Origin of the sequence: Burkholderia contaminans (assembly GCF_029633825.1) — a bacterium.
Classification (GTDB): Bacteria; Pseudomonadota; Gammaproteobacteria; order Burkholderiales; family Burkholderiaceae; genus Burkholderia; species Burkholderia contaminans.
Genome location: NZ_CP090641.1, coordinates 2,806,765 through 2,828,592 on the forward strand (window position 1 = coordinate 2,806,765; position 21,828 = coordinate 2,828,592).

General features: G+C 66.2%; 20 protein-coding genes. 18 read left to right on the forward strand and 2 right to left on the reverse strand.

Annotation, left to right across the window (positions count from 1 at the left end):
• Nucleotides 1–44 precede the first annotated feature (44 nt).
• A complete protein-coding gene (locus LXE91_RS30295) occupies nt 45–368 on the reverse strand; it encodes a cupin domain-containing protein (RefSeq protein ID WP_039358280.1) in 324 nt (107 codons plus the stop codon).
• A gap of 405 nt (nt 369–773) precedes the next feature.
• Between LXE91_RS30295 and LXE91_RS30300 the strand changes: the two genes are divergently transcribed.
• From LXE91_RS30300 to asd, 7 genes are all read left to right on the forward strand, one after another.
• Nucleotides 774–1,595 (forward strand): hypothetical protein, encoded by an 822-nt coding sequence (locus tag LXE91_RS30300; RefSeq protein WP_039358282.1) that lies wholly within the window; start codon nt 774–776, stop codon nt 1,593–1,595.
• A 32-nt stretch (nt 1,596–1,627) separates the two neighbouring features.
• On the forward strand, nt 1,628–2,386 hold the full coding sequence (locus LXE91_RS30305; protein WP_039358364.1) for a Tat pathway signal protein: 759 nt from the start codon (nt 1,628–1,630) through the stop codon (nt 2,384–2,386).
• Nucleotides 2,387–2,621: 235 nt separating this feature from the next.
• Nucleotides 2,622–4,031: a 3-isopropylmalate dehydratase large subunit gene (leuC, locus tag LXE91_RS30310; RefSeq protein WP_039358286.1), complete on the forward strand. Its 1,410-nt coding sequence runs from the start codon at nt 2,622–2,624 to the stop codon at nt 4,029–4,031.
• Between the two features lie 3 nt (nt 4,032–4,034).
• Complete coding sequence (locus LXE91_RS30315) at nt 4,035–4,181, forward strand: entericidin A/B family lipoprotein (protein WP_039358289.1); 147 nt, start codon at nt 4,035–4,037, stop codon at nt 4,179–4,181.
• Between the two features lie 67 nt (nt 4,182–4,248).
• Nucleotides 4,249–4,899, forward strand: coding sequence for a 3-isopropylmalate dehydratase small subunit (leuD, locus tag LXE91_RS30320; protein WP_039358292.1), 651 nt, complete (start codon nt 4,249–4,251; stop codon nt 4,897–4,899).
• A gap of 79 nt (nt 4,900–4,978) precedes the next feature.
• Complete coding sequence (gene leuB / locus LXE91_RS30325; protein WP_039358295.1) at nt 4,979–6,046, forward strand: 3-isopropylmalate dehydrogenase; 1,068 nt, start codon at nt 4,979–4,981, stop codon at nt 6,044–6,046.
• Nucleotides 6,047–6,345: 299 nt separating this feature from the next.
• A complete protein-coding gene (gene asd / locus LXE91_RS30330; RefSeq protein WP_027791140.1) occupies nt 6,346–7,467 on the forward strand; it encodes an aspartate-semialdehyde dehydrogenase in 1,122 nt (373 codons plus the stop codon).
• Between the two features lie 102 nt (nt 7,468–7,569).
• On the opposite strand, the gene flgE is transcribed toward asd, so the two are convergent.
• Entirely contained in the window at nt 7,570–8,814 is a 1,245-nt protein-coding gene (flgE, locus tag LXE91_RS30335; RefSeq protein ID WP_039358297.1) for a flagellar hook protein FlgE, read from the reverse strand.
• Between the two features lie 851 nt (nt 8,815–9,665).
• On the opposite strand from flgE, the gene LXE91_RS30340 reads away from it, so the two are divergent.
• The 11 genes from LXE91_RS30340 to purF all read left to right on the forward strand — a co-directional run bounded on the left by LXE91_RS30340 (nt 9,666) and on the right by purF (nt 21,649).
• Nucleotides 9,666–11,870: a FimV/HubP family polar landmark protein gene (locus LXE91_RS30340; protein WP_039358299.1), complete on the forward strand. Its 2,205-nt coding sequence runs from the start codon at nt 9,666–9,668 to the stop codon at nt 11,868–11,870.
• Nucleotides 11,870–12,682: a tRNA pseudouridine(38-40) synthase TruA gene (gene truA, locus LXE91_RS30345; RefSeq protein WP_039358302.1), complete on the forward strand. Its 813-nt coding sequence runs from the start codon at nt 11,870–11,872 to the stop codon at nt 12,680–12,682. The genes LXE91_RS30340 and truA overlap by 1 nt, the downstream gene beginning before the upstream one ends.
• A complete protein-coding gene (locus LXE91_RS30350) occupies nt 12,679–13,380 on the forward strand; it encodes a phosphoribosylanthranilate isomerase (RefSeq protein WP_039358305.1) in 702 nt (233 codons plus the stop codon). The genes truA and LXE91_RS30350 overlap by 4 nt, the downstream gene beginning before the upstream one ends.
• 55 nt (nt 13,381–13,435) lie before the next feature.
• On the forward strand, nt 13,436–14,629 hold the full coding sequence (gene trpB / locus LXE91_RS30355; protein WP_039358309.1) for a tryptophan synthase subunit beta: 1,194 nt from the start codon (nt 13,436–13,438) through the stop codon (nt 14,627–14,629).
• Between the two features lie 9 nt (nt 14,630–14,638).
• A complete protein-coding gene (locus tag LXE91_RS30360) occupies nt 14,639–15,490 on the forward strand; it encodes a DNA-methyltransferase (RefSeq protein ID WP_039358312.1) in 852 nt (283 codons plus the stop codon).
• A 41-nt stretch (nt 15,491–15,531) separates the two neighbouring features.
• Complete coding sequence (gene trpA / locus LXE91_RS30365; RefSeq protein WP_039358314.1) at nt 15,532–16,347, forward strand: tryptophan synthase subunit alpha; 816 nt, start codon at nt 15,532–15,534, stop codon at nt 16,345–16,347.
• 64 nt (nt 16,348–16,411) lie between these two features.
• Nucleotides 16,412–17,284, forward strand: coding sequence for an acetyl-CoA carboxylase, carboxyltransferase subunit beta (gene accD, locus LXE91_RS30370; RefSeq protein WP_039358317.1), 873 nt, complete (start codon nt 16,412–16,414; stop codon nt 17,282–17,284).
• Between the two features lie 100 nt (nt 17,285–17,384).
• Nucleotides 17,385–18,695, forward strand: a complete 1,311-nt coding sequence (folC, locus tag LXE91_RS30375; protein WP_039358319.1) for a bifunctional tetrahydrofolate synthase/dihydrofolate synthase — start codon at nt 17,385–17,387, stop codon at nt 18,693–18,695.
• Nucleotides 18,696–18,724: 29 nt separating this feature from the next.
• Nucleotides 18,725–19,564, forward strand: a complete 840-nt coding sequence (locus LXE91_RS30380) for an SPOR domain-containing protein (protein ID WP_039358321.1) — start codon at nt 18,725–18,727, stop codon at nt 19,562–19,564.
• 6 nt (nt 19,565–19,570) lie between these two features.
• On the forward strand, nt 19,571–20,065 hold the full coding sequence (locus tag LXE91_RS30385; RefSeq protein ID WP_039358324.1) for a CvpA family protein: 495 nt from the start codon (nt 19,571–19,573) through the stop codon (nt 20,063–20,065).
• 51 nt (nt 20,066–20,116) lie between these two features.
• Nucleotides 20,117–21,649, forward strand: a complete 1,533-nt coding sequence (purF, locus tag LXE91_RS30390; protein ID WP_039358327.1) for an amidophosphoribosyltransferase — start codon at nt 20,117–20,119, stop codon at nt 21,647–21,649.
• Nucleotides 21,650–21,828 lie beyond the last annotated feature (179 nt).

Genomic DNA, 21,828 nt, shown 5'->3' on the forward strand with positions numbered 1-21,828 from the left:
GACAGTCTAGGCGATCGCAGGAAAAGTGCCGCGTGCGTCGTGCGTTACGCGCCGCGCTCGCCGCCTTCGGGGCCGTAGAAGAACACCCACGTCGAGAAGTCGTCGGAGAAGCCGACGAAGCGGTGCGCAGCGTGTGCCGGGACGAACAGTACGTCACCGGCCGCGACTTCGCATTCGCGGCCGTCGACGACGAAGCGCGACGTGCCCGTGGCGATCGCGTAGACCTCGTCGCGCGTATGCGGCTTCTGCTTGTCGTCGATGCTTGGCCGGTACAGCTCGACGTCGAGCGTACCGTGGCGAAACAGCGTCGTGAACAGCGTGCCTTCATCGTCGAGGCGGGCGAGCGATTCGTTCAGACCGAGCTTCATGGTGAGGGCTCCGGATCCGGATCGTGGGGGCTACGTCAGGCGTTGCGCCATCGTATCTCGAAATCGGGAGCGCGATGTTCTGCGCCCGACGAGGCGGGCGAATCACGTCGCTCGCCACCGATGAAACAGTGCACGCACACGCTCGCCATGGATGAAACGCATGTGTCCATCGATGAAACAGCGTGACGATCGTCCGTATTCGATCGACAGGTTCACCGCGATTTAATAAACGCCCACTACGATCGCGCATCGTCAATCGACCGATATGCAGCGATTCGATTCGAGCGTCGACCCTGCCATCCATCGCTCAACCGCGCGACGCGTCAGGTTGTCGTTTCCCGTGAACCCGCGACTTGCAACGTCGTGACCGGCTGCCGGCGTTGCTCGCATCATTTCGTATTTCTCATGAATCGAAACCCGTCGGCTTCTTTACGCAGGAAAATTCTTGCTGCCGCACCCGCGGTTGCCGTGGCGCCGTTGCTGAGTGCATGCGGCGGTGACGACGTCACGTCGGCGCCCGTCACCGATGCGGCGCTGGCCGCGCAGATGTCCTCGAAGCTCAATGCGCAGCTCGGCGACGCGGCGACGGTCAATGCGATCGTGCCGGCGCTGACCGACGTCGGCTTCACGTGGGACCGGCCGACCGTGCCGGCCGCGCAGGTCGGCGCGATCGTCGCGTACAGCTTCGGCAATCGCCCGAATGCGGCAAGCGGCAACACGTCGAGCACCGGCGGCAACCAGACCGCGCTGCCCGACCCGGGGCCCGTCAACGAAGCGCTCTCGGATGCCGTGTACCGGATTCGCCAGTTGAAACCGGTGAAGGTGTACGCGCAATGGGAGATCGCGCGCTTTCTCGTGTCGAAGTACGGGATGGGAGCCGACGTGCTGTCGTCGATCGAGCCGGTGATCGCGAGCGATGGCTCGATCGTGTACCTGAGCACGGCCGGCGTCGCGGCCGTGGCCGTGTCGCGCGCGGGCGGCGCGGCGGCAATGGGCACCGTCGCGGTGGTCGGCCATCGCGACCATGCGAAGCGCTGCATCCAGACCTCGCAGCAGGCGGGCATGAAGGCCGCCGCGGTGGCCGAGGTGTCGCTGCCGACGATATACGACCCGCAATCGGGCCAGCCGTGGACGCGCAATCGCAGCCTCTATCTCGTGCACGACATGTATGCGCAGATGCTTGGCCGCGCGGTGACCGCGACGATGCAGGCGTTCCCGAAGGGCTGACGCCTTCCGCTCCTCACTCGAATCTCATGACCATGACGACCCGCCGCCATTTCCTGGCTTCCACTTCGTTGCTCGCCGCCTCGTGTGCATCCGTTGCCCCGGCTTTCGCGAGCGATGCCCCCGTTTCCGATGCGGAATTGCAGCGCCAGATGCTCGGCAAGCTGACGAACGAACTGAACGATCGCGCGACCGCCGCCGACGAAACCGGCTACCTGTTCGACACGTTTTTCTCGTGGACGCCGCCGACCGTCGACGCTGCCGGCATCAACACGATTGCCGCGTTCAGCTTCGGCAGTCGTGCCGCGACATCCGGCGCCACGCCGGTGCCTGGCCCCGTGAACGAGGCGATTGCCGACGCCGTGTTCCAGCTTCGACAGAAGGTCCCGGCTTCGATCTACGCGCAGCAGGAAGTCGCGAGCGTGCTCGCATCGAAGTACGGGCTGACGGCCGGCGTGACGTCGATCGCGACACCGGCCCTTGCTGCCGGCAGCCCGATACCGACACCGGATGGCGTGGCCGCCGCGATCGTCAGGCAGGCAGGCTCGGCCGCGGCGCCAGGGAAGGTCGGCATCGTCACGCACGCGGATCAGGCGTCGATGGCCGTGCGCGTGTCGACGGCGGCAGGGATGCAGGCCGCCGTGCCGGCCGGTCTCGCGCTGCCGTCGCTCTACGACACGTCGGCGCTGATGCCGGCCATGCGACGGCGCGATCTTTACCTGATGTGCAACGCGGGCGTGCAGCTCGGCATGCTGCGCCTCGCCCTGATCGATCGCGAGTACCCGAACGGCTGACATCGCGACGCATCGGCGCACGCGATCCGGGCGACACGATCCGCGATTCGCCATCGCGCCGCGCCGGATCGTGCGTGCGCCGTTTGCCGGGTAATGCCGATACAGGTATTGGGACTACCAGCCAAACCACTGTTTTTAATGGGTTTTTTCGCGTCCGGCCTGAGCCGTGACGCGTTCTGCGTGGCATAATCGACCACATCCGCAAGGCTTGTAGTCACAACGACCCCGCATACCCATGGCACAGACTCTCTACGACAAATTGTGGAACACCCACGTGGTCCACACCGAGGAAGACGGCACGACTCTGCTCTACATCGACCGTCAGCTGCTGCATGAAGTCACGAGCCCGCAGGCGTTCGAAGGGCTGAAGATGGCGCAGCGTCCGGTGTGGCGCATCAGCGCGAACCTGGCCGTGTCGGACCACAACGTGCCGACCACCGATCGCAGCCACGGCATCGCCGATCCCGTCTCGAAGCTGCAGGTCGACACGCTCGACGCGAACTGCGATGCGTTCGGCATCACGCAGTTCAAGATGAACGACGTGCGCCAGGGCATCGTCCACATCATCGGGCCGGAGCAGGGCGCGACGCTGCCGGGCATGACGATCGTGTGCGGCGATTCGCATACGTCGACGCACGGCGCATTCGGTGCGCTCGCGCACGGCATCGGCACGTCGGAAGTCGAGCACGTGCTCGCCACGCAAACCCTGCTGCAGAAGAAGAGCAAGAACATGCTCGTGAAGGTCGAGGGCACGCTGCCGCGCGGTTGTACCGCGAAGGACATCGTGCTCGCGATCATCGGCAAGATCGGCACGGCCGGCGGCACGGGCTACGCGATCGAATTCGGCGGCTCGACCATTCGCGCGCTGACGATGGAAGGCCGCATGACCGTCTGCAACATGGCGATCGAGGCCGGCGCGCGCGCAGGCATGGTTGCGGTGGACGACACGACGATCGACTACCTGAAGGGCCGCCCGTTCGTGCCGACCGGCGCGGAATGGGATCAGGCCGTCGAATACTGGCGCCAGTTCAAGTCGGACGACGGCGCGCAGTTCGACCGCGTGGTCGAACTGAACGCCGCCGAGATCGTCCCGCAGGTCACGTGGGGCACGTCGCCGGAAATGGTCACGTCGATCGACGGCCGCGTGCCCGATCCCGAGCGCGAGAAGGATCCGGTCAAGCGCGACGCGATGGAGCGCGCGCTGGCGTACATGGCGCTCGAGCCGAACACGCCGATCGAATCGATCAAGGTCGACAAGATCTTCATCGGCTCGTGCACGAATGCACGTATCGAAGACATCCGCGCGGCCGCCTATGTCGTGAAGAAGCTGAACCGTCGTGTCGCGTCGAACGTGCGGCTCGCGATGGTCGTGCCGGGCTCGGGCCTCGTGAAGGCGCAGGCCGAGCGCGAAGGGCTCGACAAGGTGTTCACCGATGCGGGCTTCGAATGGCGTGAGCCGGGCTGCTCGATGTGCCTCGCGATGAACGCCGACCGGCTGGAGCCGGGCGAGCGCTGCGCGTCGACGTCGAACCGCAACTTCGAAGGCCGTCAGGGCGCGGGCGGTCGCACGCACCTCGTGAGCCCCGCGATGGCGGCGGCCGCGGCGATCGAAGGTCACTTCGTCGACATTCGCCAGCTGGGGTAACGCATGACGGCATCGAAAGTCATTGCGCGGCGGGTTGCCGCGCTGGCGCTGGCGGGGCTGGTTTTCGGCCTCGCGGGCTGCAATACCGTCCGAGGCTTCGGCCAGGACGTCAACGCCGCCGGCAACGCGCTTCAGCGCGCCGCGGACTGACGCCGCCGACCGAGAATTTGCGATGGGCGCCGGCTGGACGCCGGCCCTTCAACCGGATAGACGGATCATGGAAAAATTCACTGTGCATACCGGCGTCGTGGCGCCGCTCGATCGCGAGAACGTCGACACCGACGCGATCATCCCGAAGCAGTTCCTGAAGTCGATCAAGCGCACGGGCTTCGGTCCGAACGCGTTCGACGAATGGCGTTATCTCGATCATGGCGAGCCGGGCCAGGACAACTCGAAGCGTCCGCTGAATCCCGATTTCGTGCTGAACCAGCCGCGCTACCAGGGTGCATCCGTGCTGCTCGCGCGCAAGAACTTCGGCTGCGGCAGCTCGCGCGAGCACGCACCGTGGGCGCTGCAGCAGTACGGCTTCCGCGCGATCATCGCGCCGAGCTTCGCTGACATTTTCTTCAACAACTGCTACAAGAACGGCCTGCTGCCGATCGTGCTGACCGAGCAGCAGGTCGATCACCTGTTCAACGAGACGGTCGCGTTCAACGGCTTCGAGGTGACGGTCGACCTCGACGCGCAAGTCGTGCGCACGGGCGACGGCCGCGAGTATCCGTTCGAGATCGCCGCGTTCCGCAAGTACTGCCTGCTGAACGGCTTCGACGACATCGGCCTCACGCTGCGCCACGCGGACAAGATCCGCCAGTTCGAAGCCGAGCGCCTCGTGAAGCAGCCGTGGCTCAACACCAAGCTGGTCGGCTGAGATCGCCTTTCGGGCGGGCGCGCCGGCGGCGCGTTCGCCGGCCTGCCTCCAAAAAAACCTACCCAGTCAGGAATTTCGCATGAAGATTGCAGTGCTGCCCGGCGACGGCATCGGTCCGGAAATCGTCAATGAAGCCGTGAAGGTGCTGAACGCACTCGACGAGAAGTTCGAACTCGAACAGGCGCCGGTCGGCGGCGCGGGCTACGAGGCGAGCGGCCATCCGCTGCCCGACGCGACGCTGAAGCTCGCGAAGGAAGCCGATGCGATCCTGTTCGGCGCCGTGGGCGACTGGAAGTACGACTCGCTCGAGCGCGCGCTGCGCCCCGAGCAGGCGATCCTCGGGCTGCGCAAGCACCTCGAGCTGTTCGCGAACTTCCGCCCGGCAATCTGCTATCCGCAGCTCGTCGATGCGTCGCCGCTGAAGCCCGAGCTGGTCGCGGGCCTCGACATCCTGATCGTGCGCGAACTGAACGGCGACATCTACTTCGGCCAGCCGCGCGGCGTGCGCGCTGCACCGGACGGCCTGTTTGCCGGCGAGCGCGAAGGCTTCGACACGATGCGCTATTCGGAACCGGAAGTGCGCCGCATCGCGCACGTCGCGTTCCAGGCGGCCCGCAAGCGCGCGAAGAAGCTGCTGTCGGTCGACAAGGCGAACGTGCTCGAGACGTCGCAGTTCTGGCGCGACATCATGATCGACGTGTCGAAGGAATACGCGGACGTCGAGCTGTCGCACATGTACGTCGACAACGCGGCGATGCAGCTCGCGAAGGCGCCGAAGCAGTTCGACGTGATCGTCACGGGCAACATGTTCGGCGACATCCTGTCGGATGAAGCGTCGATGCTGACGGGCTCGATCGGCATGCTGCCGTCGGCGTCGCTCGACAAGAACAACAAGGGCCTGTACGAACCGTCGCACGGTTCGGCGCCGGACATCGCGGGCAAGGGCATCGCGAACCCGCTGGCGACGATCCTGTCGGCCGCGATGATGCTGCGCTACTCGCTGAATCGCGCGGAGCAGGCCGATCGCATCGAGCGCGCGGTGAAAACGGTGCTCGAACAGGGCTACCGCACGGGCGACATCGCGACGCCGGGCTGCCGGCAGGTGGGCACGACGGCGATGGGCGACGCGGTGGTCGCGGCGCTGTAACGCAATCATTTAGAAAGGGTGCGAACAGGCCGCGAAATCGGCCGGTTCGCATGCGGTTGGCCGTTGTGCGGGCCACCGGCTTTGTGTAGACTCGAACGATGGCGCATCTTTCCCTGATCTCCCCGGTCTTGAAACTCCACGGCAACACAGCCCGTGTGGGTGCGCGCGCCATCGTCATCACGAAAACCATTACCACGAAAACGATCATTAAACGCTGATCGTCCGTCGTGCCCGCCTATTTCCCCGCGCGGTCACATCGGGGACGGAAATGGCGGGGAAGCTCCATCAAAGGGTTAGTCATGAACGTAGGTCTCGTAGGTTGGCGCGGCATGGTCGGCAGCGTCCTGATGCAGCGCATGCAGGAAGAGGGCGATTTCGACCTGATCGAACCGGTGTTTTTCAGCACCAGCAACACGGGCGGCAAAGCGCCGTCGTTCGCGAAAAACGAGACTACGCTCAAGGACGCGACCAACGTCGACGAGCTGAAGAAGTGCGACGTGATCATCACGTGCCAGGGCGGCGATTACACGAACGACGTGTTCCCGAAGCTGCGCGCGGCCGGCTGGAACGGCTACTGGATCGATGCGGCATCGTCGCTGCGGATGAAGGACGACGCGGTCATCATCCTCGATCCGGTCAACCTCGACGTGATCAAGGACGCGCTCGTCAAGGGCACGAAGAACTTCATCGGCGGCAACTGCACGGTCAGCCTGATGCTGATGGCGCTCGGCGGCCTGTTCCGCGAGAACCTCGTCGACTGGATGACGGCGATGACCTACCAGGCCGCATCGGGCGCGGGCGCGCAGAACATGCGCGAGCTGCTGTCGCAGATGGGCACGCTGAACGGCGCGGTGAAGGAGCAGCTCGCCGATCCGGCTTCCGCGATCCTCGACATCGACCGCCGCGTGCTGGCCGCGATGAACAGCGATGCGATGCCGACGAGCAACTTCGGCGTGCCGCTCGCCGGTTCGCTGATCCCGTGGATCGACAAGGATCTCGGCAACGGGATGTCGAAGGAAGAGTGGAAGGGCGGCGCGGAAACCAACAAGATCCTCGGCAAGCCGGCCATGGGCGAGCCGGGTTCGATCCCGGTCGACGGCCTGTGCGTGCGGATCGGCGCAATGCGCTGCCACTCGCAGGCGCTGACGATCAAGCTGAACAAGGACGTGCCGCTCGACGAGATCAACGGCATCCTCGCATCGGCGAACGACTGGGTGAAGGTCGTACCGAACGAGCGTGAAGCGTCGATGCGCGACCTGTCGCCGGCGAACGTCACGGGCACGCTGACGGTGCCGGTCGGCCGCCTGCGCAAGCTCGCGATGGGCGGTGAATACCTGTCGGCATTCACGGTCGGCGACCAGCTGCTGTGGGGCGCGGCCGAGCCGCTGCGCCGCATGTTGCGCATCCTGCTCGACAAGTAAGCTGCATGACCGGCCCGCGAGATGCGGGCCGCGGTGCACGAGATTGCGCGCCGCGTCGGCCTTGGATATCAAGGCTGGCGCGGCGCGTTTTTCATGTGCGGGTCAGCGCATGTTCAGGAGCGTCTGGTCGACGGCCTGCTGCGTCTTGATCGTCTGCGCGTTCGCCTGGTAATCGCGCTGCGCCTTGATCAGGTTCACGAGCTCGGTCGTCAGGTCGACGTTCGAGTTTTCCAGCGCGCTCCCCTGCAGCGTGCCGTGGTTCGTGCTGCCCGGCGCGGAGATCTGCGGCACGCCCGACGCGGCGGTTTCCACATACTGGTTGCCGCCGATGTTCACGAGCCCGTTCGGGTTGTTGAAGTTCGCGAGCGCGATCAGGCCGAGCAACGCGCTTTGGCCGTTCGAGTAATTGCCGGTGAGCTTGCCGTCGGCGCCGATCGAGAACGTCGTCAGCGTGCCGCTCGCGAAGCCGTCCTGCGCAAGGTTGTTCACGCCGCTTTTCCCGCCGAACTGCGTCGTGCCGGTCAGGTCGAGCGTCAGGTTCTGCGGATTGGCGGCGCCCGACGCGTTGGGGATCGAGAACGAGAACTGCCCGAGGCTCGGCGTCGGCTGGCCGGTTGCGGCCGACGTCGTCGAGCTGATCCGGCCCGATGCGTCGAACGTGACGGTGCCGAGATTCGTCGGCGTCTGGCCCTGCACGCCCGCATAGGCCTGCCAGGTGCCGGCCGCGTTCTTCGTGAAATACATCGAGACCTGTTGCGCACCGCCGAGCGTGTCGTACACCTGGATCGACGAATTGTAGTTGTACGTAGTGTTGTCGCCCGCGTTGAACGGCGTCTTGGCCGGCGCCTTGTCCTGCGAGTTCAGGTTGAACTGGCCGGTGATCTTCGTCGTCGCCTGCGGCGCGATGTTGGTGGTCGGCGCTTGCAGCGGCACGGTCGCCGCGGTGTTGATGGCGCCGCCCGGGCCGGCCGCATAGCCCATCAGGTTGCGGTTCTGCGCGTCGACGATGGCGCCGTTCTTGTCGCGGTGGAATACACCGTCACGCGAGTACGTCGTCACGCCGTTGTTCGACATCTGGAAGAAACCATTGCCGTTGATCGCGATGTCGAGTGACGACTTCGTCGTGTTGATCGTCCCCTGGCCGAATTGTTGCTGCACCGACGTGAGCCGCGTGCCGATGCCGATCTGCGTGTTGGTCGACGTCGCGACCGAATTTGCGTACATGTCGGCGAAGTTCGCGCGACCCTGCTTGAAGCCAACCGTGTTTGCGTTCGCGATGTTGTTGCCGATCACGTCGAGATGGTTCGCCGCGCCGGCCAACCCGCTCAAACCCTGTTGATAGCCCATGTTCGATCCCCGTAACGAGCTGGTGAGTAAATGCAGTCGTGCGACTGCGGGATGCCTCCCTGGCACCTCACGGCGTCAGCCAGCCCGACCGCGTTCCCGCTTTTACGGCGGGTGCGAGCGCGATGGTCGAACTGCGCCGATTCTTGTTTGAAGACGATCCTAGCGACGGCAATTATTCGATCTGTGTAATCTTGTGTAATTTAATTGAATTGCTGTCGAAATGATCGATTTCGTATGAGTAATGAGGCGGGGGTGAGGCTGGAAAGCCTTATGGGGCGGGGGCTTGACGGAGGGGATGCGCAATTCGACGATCAGAGGGGAGAATTGGCCTCTTATCGATCAATTGAAATTCATTTGAATGGGGTGATGGCCGAATGGATTTATTTTGATTGGCGCTTGTTAATCCAATAACGGCAGGCGGCGCGAATTATTGAGGAAACGCACCTGATATCCCGGCCGTGGTTCTGTGTCGAACCCCCGGGTTGTGCGAGCCGCATCGTCGAGTGAGCAAGGGCACGTGGGATGCGTTCGGCAGGCGATGCGGCCGGTCGGTTTTTCATCCGATACAGGTGCGTGCCCGGTCGATCGCGGGCGTGGGTCGCAGCGTGCGCAGCCGGACACCCACCGCGGCTCGACCGCGGGATGCCCCGACGCGCGAACGCAATCGGTTGCACCCGCCGGCGATGAATTCGGCCCGAACCTGATCACGTGAAGTAAACTATGCGGTTACGACGCACAGACCCGCCGAAAGCGTCGCGTTCCACGCGACGCTTTTGCATTTCTGCGGCAACTTTATTGATGCTTTCAACCGCGAATCCGAGCCGCGCCCGCGCGCGGCGATAGAGCCAACGATGTCCCGAATTTCCTTGTTTCCGCGTCAGTCCCGTCTGTCGCGCGCCGTGCGTGGCGCGCTGGCGATCCTGGCGCTCGGCGCAACCGCATCGGCCTGGGCGGCCGGCACCGGCGAACTGCCGGCGTCCGCTGCCGACGGCGCAGTGCCGCTTACCGTGACGGTCCAGCCGGGCCAGTCGCTGAACGACATCGCGAAGGCGGCCACGCAGTCACGCGATCCCGGGGTGCTCGCGCGCGCCGGTCGCGCGCTGTTCGACGCCAATCCGCAGGCGTTCATGAAGCACGACGCGAGCCGCCTGAAAGTCGGCGCGACGTTGACCGTGCCGGCGCTCGATGCGACCGGCGCGGCAGTCGTGCCGGCCGCTGCATCCGCAGCGTCCGCGGCGTCCGGTGCAGTGGCCGCGTCCGCACCCGCTGCCGCATCGGGCGGCACGGCAGTCGCGCAGCATGGTGCGTCCGCGCCGCATCCGGGGTCGACCGTGCAATCCGCGCCGGTGGCGCCGCCCGCGCATGCGGCGCCGGTCAGCGGTGCGAGCGCAGCGACGACGGCCGCCGGCGCGGCGGCATCGGTCGGTGCTTCGGCTGCCCACGGCGCATCGGCTGTCGAAAGCATGCAGCCGGCGGCACCCGTTGCCGGTGCAAGCGGTCCGCATGTGTGGAGCGGCGCGATCCAGTCGGTGCCGTCGTCCGCGAGCGGTGCCGTGATCCCGCCTGCGTCGGGCAGCCAGGTTCCCGGCATGAACGAACCGGCCGGCGCGACACCTGCCACGAGTGCGTCGCAGCCGCGGCCGTCGAGCCTGCAGCAACTGCTGGCGCTGAAGAATCGCGTGCTGATGGAACTGCAGAAGCACGGGATCGGCAAGCCGGCCACGACGAACGAGGTCACGCCGGCTCCGGCGCCGGCACCTGTCGCGCCGCGTCCGGCCGCGAACGATGCGGGCGCGTCCGCAACTGCGCCGACGACAGGCGAAGCGGCATCCGGCGTTGCTGCCAGCGCAGTGCAGCCGGCATCGGCATCGGTATCGGCGCCCGCGCAACCGGCCGCGCCGGTGGTGGCGCCTGCACGCAGTCACGAGCAGATCGACTGGCGTCCGGCCGCGGTGGCCGGTGCGGCCGTGATCGTCCTCGCGGCAGGTTTCGCGTGGCGCAAGCGCAGGAAGAGCCGACGCACGGACGATGCGGGTACGGACACGGCGGCTACCGCTGCGGCTGCAGGGGGTATTGCGGCTGCCACTGCGCAAGCCGAAGCCGCGCCGTCCGTCGAACCGGAACTGCCGATCCGGCCCGAGATGCCGGTTGCGCGCGATGCCGCTTCCGACTTGAACCTTGCCGTGGCGACTGCCGCAGCGGCGGAACCGGTCGAGATGCCGGCTACGGATGTATCGCCGGCACCGGAAGTGACGGCGGCGCATGTCGAGCAGCCTGAGTTGCCGATCGCACACGCCGCAGTACCGCCCGTGAGCGAGGCGGCTCCGATTTCGCGCGATGCCGAGCCGGTCGAAAAGGTCGCGGCCGAAGCGCACGCCGACACGCACGCCGAAAAGCCGGCCGAAACGTCGTCGGTGACGCCGATCGAGATGTCGGCGGAGCCACGGGTAGCGATGCCGACGGAGACGCCGGCCGCACCCGCGGCCACCGAAGCGCAGCACGCGGCGCTGATGCAGAACGCGATCAGCGCGCTCAGCAGCCTCGACATGCCGTTGCCGCCGCGCACGCCGGACGAGCCGTCGCTGACGGCGGACGAGCCGGCTGCGCAAGCAGGGCAGTCCGACACCGATAAAATCGCAACTAACGGTCAAGTCGCCCACCGCCTCCCGGTTGGCTCGATCGATCCGGCCCCGGAACATCCGGCCGACCAGGACGACGAGTTCGATTGGGATCCGGACGCGGCGACGCCGGCGAGCCAGGCGGGCAGCCCGTTCGCGACGTCGTCGCTGCCGCCGCTCGGCGGCGCGCAGTTCGGCGCGCTGAAGCTCGATTTCGATCTCGACCTGCCGTCCGCGCCGGGTGCTGCGTTGCCGGCGCTGACGCCGGAGGAACTCGCCCGCATCGCGCGCAACAAGCTCGACCTCGCGTCCGAGTACGTCGAACTGGGCGACCTGTCCGGTGCGCGGACGCTGCTGCAGGAAGTGGTCGACGCGAACGACGCCGCGACGCGCGACGATGCGCGCGCGCTGCTCGCGAAACTGGCGGACGAGGCGTGATGCGGATCGCGCTCGGCATCCAGTACGACGGCGCGGCGTTCTGCGGCTGGCAGGCGCAGCCCCACGGCAAGACCGTGCAGGATCGGCTCGAGCACGCACTGGCCGAGTTCGCGCGCGTGCCGCTGCATACGACGGTGGCCGGTCGGACCGACACGGGCGTGCACGGGCTCGGGCAGGTCGTGCACTTCGATACCGACCTCGATCGCGAGGTTTTCTCGTGGGTGCGCGGCACCAATGCGTTCCTGCCGCCGACCGTCGCGGTGCAATGGGCGAAGCCGATGCCGGACACGTTCCACGCGCGTTTCTCGGCGTTCGAGCGCACCTATTACTACACGCTGTACGTGCATCCCGTGCGCTCGCCGATGCTGGCGGGGCGCGCGGGCTGGATCCATACGCCGCTCGACGACGACGCGATGCGCGCCGCCGCCGCGCACCTGATCGGCGAGCATGACTTCTCGTCGTTCCGGTCGTCGGAATGCCAGTCGAAGACGCCGGTCAAACACCTGTATCAGATCGACGTGCGGCGCGTGGGCCATTTCATCCATTTCCGGTTCCGCGCGAACGCGTTCCTGCACCACATGGTGCGCAACCTGATGGGCTGCCTCGTCGCGGTCGGTCGCGGCCGTTATCCGGCCGACTGGCTCGCTGACGTGCTGGCCGGGCGCGACCGCAAGCTTGCGGCGCCCACGTTCATGGCCGACGGGCTGTACCTCGCCCACGTCGGCTACCCGGCGGAATTCGCCGTACCGCCCGCGCAGCTCGGCAGTGTGCCGTGGAGCAGCGTCTGGGCCGATCTGGACCCGCAATCATGACGGATCACGCCGTGTCTCCCCCGAATCCCGCCTCGGCCGGCCTGCCGCCGCGCACCCGCATCAAGCTGTGCGGGTTGTCGCGTCCCGAGGACGTGCTGCACGCGGCGGCGCTCGGCGCCGATGCGATCGGCCTCGTGTTCTATCCGAAGAGCCCGCGCGCGGTGTCGATCGCGCAGGCGGCGGAGCTTGCACGCCTCGCGCCGCCGTTCGTGTCGGTGGTCGGGCTGTTCGTGAACGCGACCGAAGCCGAGATCGAGGCCGTGGTGCGCGACGTGCCGCTCACGCTGCTGCAGTTCCATGGCGACGAGACGCCCGAGCAGTGCGATGCGCTCGGCCGCGCGGCGCGCCTGCCGTGGCTGCGCGCGGTGCGCGTGGGCCCCTCGACGCAATCGGCCGATTTGGTAGAATCGGGTCTTCATTATTCGAAAGCGCGCGGCCTCCTGTTCGACACCCTGGTGCCGGATTACGGTGGTAGCGGCAAGGTCTTCGATTGGTCTCTTATTCCCGCAGAGCTCGCGCATCGGGCCGTTTTGAGTGGTGGCTTGAGCGCGCAAAACGTCGGTGATGCGATCCGCCAGTTGCGCCCGTTTGCTGTCGATGTCTCGAGTGGCATCGAAGTGGAGGGCGCGAAGGGCGTGAAGGATCACGCCCGGATGGCGGCGTTCGTACGCGCGGTGCGCGAAGCGGACGCCGGGTGATGCAAGCCGGTGCGGCCCGACAAGCGGGGCGCGCCGACCGATCGAGAGAGACACCATGTACAACCTTCCTGATGATCGCGGCCATTTCGGCCCGTATGGCGGCACGTTCGTCGCCGAGACGCTGATTCACGCGCTGGACGAACTGCGCGCGGCATATGAAAAATTCCAGAACGATCCCGATTTCGTCGCCGAATTCGAGCGCGAACTGAAGCATTTCGTCGGCCGCCCGTCGCCGATCTATCACGCACAACGCTGGAGCGAGACGCTCGGCGGCGCGCAGATCTACCTGAAGCGCGAAGACCTGAACCACACCGGCGCGCACAAGATCAACAACGTGATCGGCCAGGCGCTGCTCGCGAAGCGCATGGGCAAGAAGCGCGTGATCGCCGAGACGGGCGCCGGCCAGCACGGCGTCGCGACTGCGACGATCTGCGCGCGCTTCGGGATGGAATGCGTCGTCTACATGGGTTCGGAAGACGTGCGCCGCCAGGCTGCGAACGTCTACCGGATGAAGCTGCTCGGCGCGACGGTCGTGCCGGTCGAATCGGGTTCGCGCACGCTGAAGGACGCGCTGAACGAAGCGATGCGCGACTGGGTCACGAACATCGAGAGCACGTTCTACATCATCGGCACGGTCGCGGGCCCGCACCCGTACCCGATGATGGTGCGCGACTTCCAGCGCGTGATCGGCGACGAGTGCAAGGTGCAGATGCCCGAGCTCGCAGGCCGGCAGCCTGACGCCGTGATCGCCTGCGTGGGCGGCGGTTCGAACGCGATGGGCATCTTCTATCCGTACATCGACGACACCTCGGTGCAGCTGATCGGCGTCGAAGCAGCCGGCGACGGCATCGACACGGGCCATCACGCGGCGTCGCTGATCGCGGGCAGCCCGGGCGTGCTGCACGGCAACCGGACCTACCTGCTGCAGGACGACAACGGCCAGATCATCGAGACGCACTCGGTGTCGGCGGGCCTCGACTATCCGGGCGTCGGCCCCGAGCACGCGTGGCTGAAGGACAGCGGCCGTGCGCAGTACGTCGGCATCACCGACGAGGAAGCGCTGAAGGCGTTCCACGACTGTTGCCGGATCGAGGGGATCATTCCCGCGCTCGAGTCGAGCCACGCGATCGCGTATGGCGTGAAGCTCGCGCCGACGTTGCCGAAGGACAAGATCCTGCTCGTCAACCTGTCGGGCCGCGGCGACAAGGACATGCACACGGTCGCCGAGCGATCGGGCATCGAGCTCTGACCCCGACCGATGCGTGACCTGATCGAAGAACCGGGCGGCGGCGCCGCGAGCGAGGCGGGGGCGGTTCAGCCTGCCGCTGCCGAGCCGCGCGCTCTGCCGTCCGGTATCGAACTGCATAACCGCGATTTCCTGACCCATGCCGCGCACCTGCCGGACGCGTCGATCGACCTGATCGTCGCCGATCCGCCGTACGGGCTCGGCAAGGACTACGGCAACGACTCGGACAAGCGTTCGGGCGACGACTTTCTCGCGTGGACGCGCGGGTGGCTCGAGCTCGCGATTCCGAAGCTGAAGCCGAGCGGGTCGATGTACATCTTCTGCACGTGGCAGTACGCGCCGGAAATCTTCAGTTTCCTGAAGACGCAACTCACGATGGTCAACGAGATCATTTGGGACCGGCGCGTGCCGAGCATGGGCGGCACGACGCGCCGTTTCACGTCGGTGCACGACAACATCGGCTTTTTCGCGGTTTCCAAGTCGTATTACTTCGATCTCGATCCGGTCCGCATCCCGTACGACGCCGATACGAAGAAGGCCCGCTCGCGCAAGCTGTTCGAAGGCAGCAAGTGGCTGGAGATGGGCTACAACCCGAAGGACGTCTGGTCGGTCTCGCGCCTGCACCGGCAGCACGCGGAGCGCGTCGATCATCCGACCCAGAAGCCGCTGGAAATCATCGAGCGGATGGTGCTCGCAAGCTGCCCGCCGGGCGGCCGCGTGCTCGATCCGTTCATGGGCAGCGGCACGACCGCGGTGGCCTGCGCACGGCAGGGGCGCGACTTCGTCGGCTACGAGATCAACGAAAGCTATTGTGCGATCGCGCACGAGCGCGTGAACGCGCTCGCCGCGCCGGCGTGCGCGTGAATCGCGCCGCCGCATCGCCGAATGCATTTAGGAAAATTGCCATGTCCCGTATTCAGCAGACCTTCGCCGCGCTCGCCGAACAAGGCCGTAAGGGCCTGATCCCGTTCATCACGGCCGGCGATCCCGACCCCGCGAAAACCGTCGAATTCATGCACGCGCTCGCCGAAGGCGGCGCAGACGTGATCGAACTCGGCGTGCCGTTCTCGGACCCGATGGCCGACGGCCCCGTGATCCAGCGCTCGTCGGAACGCGCGCTCGCACGCGGCGTCACGCTCAAGAGCGTGCTCGCCGACGTGAAGCGCTTTCGCGAAACCGACCCCAAAACTCCCGTCGTGCTGATGGGCTATGCGAACCCGATCGAGCGGATGGGCGTCGACACGTTCGCGGCCGAAGCACAGGCGGCCGGGGTGGACGGCGTGCTGGTGGTCGACTATCCGCCGGAAGAGGCGGGCGTGTTCGCCGAGAAAATGCGCGCTGCGCAGATCGATCCGATCTTCCTGCTCGCGCCCACGTCGACCGACGAACGCATCGCCGACGTCGGCAAGATCGCGAGCGGCTACGTGTATTACGTGTCGCTCAAGGGCGTGACCGGCGCAGGAAATCTGGATGTTTCGAGCATTGCGGGTAAAATCCCGGCCATCAAGTCGCGCGTGCCGGTTCCGGTGGGCGTCGGCTTCGGTATCCGCGACGCCGAAACGGCGCGCGCGGTGGCCGAGGTGTCGGACGCCGTCGTGATCGGCAGCCGCCTCGTGCAGTTGCTCGAAACCGCTGCGCCGGAAGGCGCCGCGGCCGCGCTGAAGACTTTCATCGCCGAGCTGCGTGCCGCCCTGGACGGCGCGGGCAAGACGGCGCGATAAACACAACACAGGAAGCGGGAACGGGCCGGTTGGCCCGCCCCGCCACGGAACAGGAAACCATACGATGAGCTGGCTCGACAAACTGTTGCCGCCGAAGATCAAGCAGACCGACCCGAAAAGCCGCAAGGGCATTCCGGAAGGCCTGTGGGTCAAGTGCCCGTCCTGCGAGGCCGTGCTGTACCGCAACGACGTGGACGCGAACCTGCACGTGTGCCCGAAGTGCGACCACCACATGCGCATCGGTGCGCGCGAGCGCCTCGACGGGCTGCTCGATCCGGAAGGCCGCTACGAGATCGGCCAGGAAATCGTGCCGGTCGACACGCTGAAGTTCAAGGACAGCCGCAAGTACCCCGATCGTCTGAAGGAAGCGATGGACGATACGGGCGAAACCGACGCGATGGTCGTGATGGGCGGTGCGATCCACACGCTGCCGGTGGTCGCAGCCTGCTTCGAGTTCTCGTTCATGGGCGGCTCGATGGGCTCGGTGGTGGGCGAGCGCTTCGTCCGCGGCGCGCAGAACGCGCTGGAACAGCAGGTGCCGTTCATCTGCTTTACCGCTTCGGGCGGTGCCCGGATGCAGGAAAGCCTGCTGTCGCTGATGCAGATGGCGAAAACCACCGCGATGCTGACCAAGCTGGCCGAAGCGAAGCTGCCGTTCATCTCGGTGCTGACCGACCCGACGATGGGTGGCGTGTCGGCGAGCTTCGCCTTCCTCGGTGACGTCGTGATCGCCGAACCGAAGGCGCTGATCGGCTTCGCCGGCCCGCGCGTGATCGAGCAGACGGTTCGCGAGAAGCTGCCGGAAGGCTTCCAGCGCGCCGAATTCCTGCTGAAGACGGGTGCGATCGACATGATCGTCGACCGTCGCAAGATGCGCGACGAGATCGCGCAGCTACTCGCGCTGCTGCAGCGGCAACCGGCCGACGCGCTGGCCTGACGGGCGCGAGGTTGTGAACACTGCGCGTCGCCTGGCTTCAGCGTCAGGCGGCGCGCTTCGTTTTTTGGCGTAGTGGCGGCACCGATCTAGATTTGAACCGATGAGCACTTTTCCCACTCTCGACGCGTGGCTTTCGCATCTCGAACGCGCGCACCCGGTCGGCATCGACATGGGCCTGACCCGCATCGGGCAGGTCAAGGCGGCGTTGCAGCTCGAATTCGCGTGCCCCGTCATCACCGTCGGCGGCACGAACGGCAAGGGCTCGACCTGCGCGTTCCTCGAGACGATCCTCGTGCGCGCCGGCTACAAGGTCGGCTGCCACACGTCGCCGCACCTGCTCGAATTCAACGAGCGCGCGCGCGTGAACGGGCAGAACGTCACCGATGACGAGCTGCTGCCGCACTTCGAGGCCGTCGAAGCCGCGCGCACGTCGTTGGCCGAGCCGGTGTCGCTCACGTACTTCGAATTCACGACGCTCGCGATCCTGCACCTGTTCGCGTCGCGCGGGCTCGACGCGGTGATCCTCGAAGTCGGCCTCGGCGGCCGGCTCGATGCGGTGAACATCATCGATACCGATTGCGCGATCGTCACGAGCATCGACATCGACCACACCGAATACCTCGGCGACACGCGCGAGAAGATCGCGTTCGAGAAGGCCGGGATCTTCCGCTCGGGCAAGCCGGCGATCTGCGGCGATCCTGCCGCACCGCAAACGCTGATCGACCACGCCGAAGCGATCGGCGCCGACCTGTGGCTGGTCGGCCGCGATTTCCGTTACGAGGCGCAGGCAGGCGCGGAGCGCCAGCAGTGGAGCTACCTCGGCCGCGAGAAGCGCTATCCGGCGCTTGCGTATCCGGCGCTGCGCGGGGCGAATCAGCTGATCAATGCATCGGCCGCGCTCGCCGCGCTCGAGGCGCTGCGCCCGGTGCTGCCGGTGTCCGCGCAGGACATCCGGCTCGGCCTCGCGAACGTCGAGCTGCCGGGGCGCTTCCAGGTGCTGCCCGGCAAGCCGGCGATCGTGCTCGACGTCGCGCACAACCCGCATGCGTCGGCCGTGCTCGAGCAGAACCTCGGCAACATGGGCTTCTTCCCGTACACGTACGCGGTATTCGGCGCGATGCACGACAAGGACATCGACGGCGTGCTGCAGCACCTGAAGGGCGAGATCGACCACTGGTGCGTGACCGACCTGCCGCTGCCGCGCGCGGCCTCCGCGGAGCAGCTCGAAGCCGCGCTGCGCAAGGCCGGCGTGGAGGAGGGGCCCGATTCGAGCGTCACGCGTTACACGTCGCCTGCCGAAGCGTTTCGCGATGCACTAAAAAGAGCATCCGAGAATGATAGAATCGTGGTTTTCGGCAGTTTCCATACGGTTGCCGGCGTGCTGGCCTACCGTAAATCGCAGCAACACTGACTGACGGGCAGTTTCGGACTCAGCCATTCATGGGAATTTTCTCGTTCGGCAAAAAAGACGACGACGCGCCCCCGCGGCGCGGCGGTCGCACCGGGACCTCCCGGAACGTGCGCACGGAGCGCACCACTGAACGCGTCGAGCGACGCTCGCGCCGCACCGAGCGTCCGGAATCGGACGCACTGCTCCTCGATCCGACCCTTCCAGAAAAGCAACGCGCGCGCCGTCGCCTCGTCGGCGCGATCGCGCTCGTCGTCGCCGCCGTGATCGTGCTGCCGATGGTGCTCGACTCGCACCCGAAGCCGGTCACGGACGACATCGCAATCGACATTCCGAACCGGCCCGCGCACCAGGCGGTCGCATCGCGTGACGATGACGCCTCCGACGTACAGGCAGGCGTCGCGCACGACGAACCGCCGGCATCCGATGTGGCCGTTGCGGCCGCACCGGCGCCCGCACCGAAGCAGGCCGACAAGCCGGCCGCGAAGCCCGATACCACGACCACGGCAGGTGTGACGCCGCCGAAGCCCGCGCCGAAACCGGCTGCCCCCGTGGCGAAACCGGCTGCGCCGAAGCCTGCGCCCGCGGCCGTCGCGAATACCGACGCCGCCAGCCCGGACACCAGCGATGCTTCGTCGCCGTCGTCGCCGGCCGGTGCGCGTTTCGCGGTGCAGCTCGGGTCGTTCAAGGACGACGCGACAGCCCGTTCGTGGGCCACCAAGTTGAAATCGGCGGGCGTGCCCGCATATGTCGAGCATCGCAAGCAGGCAGACGGCAGCACGGCTACACTGTTGCGTGCAGGCCCGTTCGCGGATCGTGCGGCGGCTTCCGCCGCGATCGCGAAGGTGCGCGAAGCCGGTCTGACGCAGTAACGCGCGATGCTGACGGCTTTCGACTACGCTGTATTGGCGGTGATCGCGTTGTCTGCGCTGCGTGGCGCGTGGCGCGGCTTCGTGTCCGAGATTTTCGGGCTGATCGGCTGGATCGCGGCGATCGTGATCGCGGGCCGCTACGTCGGACTGGTCGTGCCGTATATTCCGGCGAACTGGCCGGGCGGTGCGCTGACGCAGTGGGTAATCGCTTTCGCGCTGGTCGTGATCGGCGTGGTGCTGGTCGCCGGCGTGGCGAACGCGCTGCTGTCGCGGATCGCGCAGGCGAGTGGCCTGGGCGGCGTTGACCGCTCGCTGGGCATGATGTTCGGGCTCGTCCGCGGCTGCGTGCTGGTGGTGCTGCTGGTCGCGGCGGCCGGGCTGACCGAACTGCCCAAACAGGATTTCTGGCGCAATGCGCTATTGCGTCCTTTTGCCGAACAGGGCGTGCACGAGCTGAAGCAGCTCCTGCCCGACGGCATGGCCCAGTACGTACGCGTGTGACGACGCGGCCGGGCAGGACGGAACCGATTTTGTCATTCTGAAGGACATGCCATGTGCGGCATCGTAGGCGTTATCTCCCAATCCCCCGTCAACCAGCTGATCTATGACAGCCTGTTGCTGCTGCAGCATCGCGGTCAGGACGCGGCGGGCATCGCGACGGCGGACGGCAGCAATTTCCACATGTACAAGGCGAACGGCATGGTGCGCGACGTGTTCCGCACGCGCAACATGCGCAGCCTGCCCGGCACCTACGGCATCGGCCAGGTGCGCTACCCGACCGCCGGCTCGGCGTCGAGCGAAGCCGAGGCGCAGCCGTTCTACGTGAACGCGCCGTTCGGGATCATCCTCGCGCACAACGGCAACCTGACGAACTGGCAGCAACTGAAGGACGAGATGTTCCGGATCGACCGCCGGCACATCAACACCAATTCCGACAGCGAAGTGCTGCTCAACGTGTTCGCACACGAGCTGCAACTGTCGACCACGGGCCTCGAGCTCGATCCGGCATCGGTGTTCAAGGCCGTCTCGGGCGTGCATCGCCGGCTGCAGGGCTCGTACGCGATCGTGTCGCTGATCGCCGGCTACGGCCTGCTCGCGTTCCGCGATCCGTTCGGCATTCGCCCGCTGTGCATCGGCAAGCTCGAGACCGAGCACGGCACCGAGTGGATGGTCGCGTCGGAGTCGGTGGCGGTCGAAGGCATCGGTTTCGAATTCGTGCGTGACCTGGAGCCGGGCGAAGCGATCTTCATCGACAAGGCCGGCAATTTCCACAGCCAGCAGTGCGCGGAGAACCCGACGCTGAATCCGTGCATGTTCGAATACGTGTATCTGGCCCGTCCGGATTCATGCCTCGACGGCGTGCCGGTCTACAACGTGCGCCTGCGCATGGGCGACTATCTTGCCGAGAAGATCAAGCGCGAGCTGCCGAACGTGCCGATCGACGTCGTGATGCCGATTCCCGATTCGTCGCGCCCGGCCGCAATGCAGGTCGCCGCGAAGCTCGGCGTCGAGTATCGCGAAGGCTTCTTCAAGAACCGCTACGTCGGCCGTACCTTCATCATGCCGGGCCAGGCCGTGCGCAAGAAGTCGGTGCGCCAGAAGCTCAATGCGATGAGCATCGAGTTCAAGGACAAGAACGTGCTGATCGTCGACGATTCGATCGTGCGCGGCACGACCTCGCATGAAATCGTGCAGATGGCGCGCGATGCGGGCGCGAAGTCGGTGATCTTCGCGTCGGCTGCGCCGCCCGTGAAGTTCCCGAACGTGTACGGCATCGACATGCCGACGCGCGGCGAGCTCGTCGCGCATGGTCGCACCGACGAAGAAGTCGCGAAGATCATCGGCGCCGACCACCTGATCTATCAGGACGTCGACGATCTGCGCCGCGCGGTGCGCGACATCAACCCGAAGCTCGAACGCTTCGAGGCGTCGTGCTTCGACGGCAACTACATCACCGGCGCCGTGACGCCCGAGTACCTCGATGCGATCGAGCGTGCACGTCTCGCACCGGCATCGCAGGCCGATCGCGACACGGCGGGCGACACCGAACGCTCGCAGATGAACCTGCAGCTGTCGGTCGAGTGACACCGGCGCACGCTTTTGACGAAGCGTGATAGGATGTGGCCTTGCGTCGATTTGATATCAGCTTGCGGACGCGGGGCGACTTCCCAAAACAGCTAAAGCGAAGGCCGGTGGCAACCGGCCCGAGTCGATCGCTGTCGTACCGCACCGAAGCCCGCTGATGCCGACGCATAGCGGGCTTT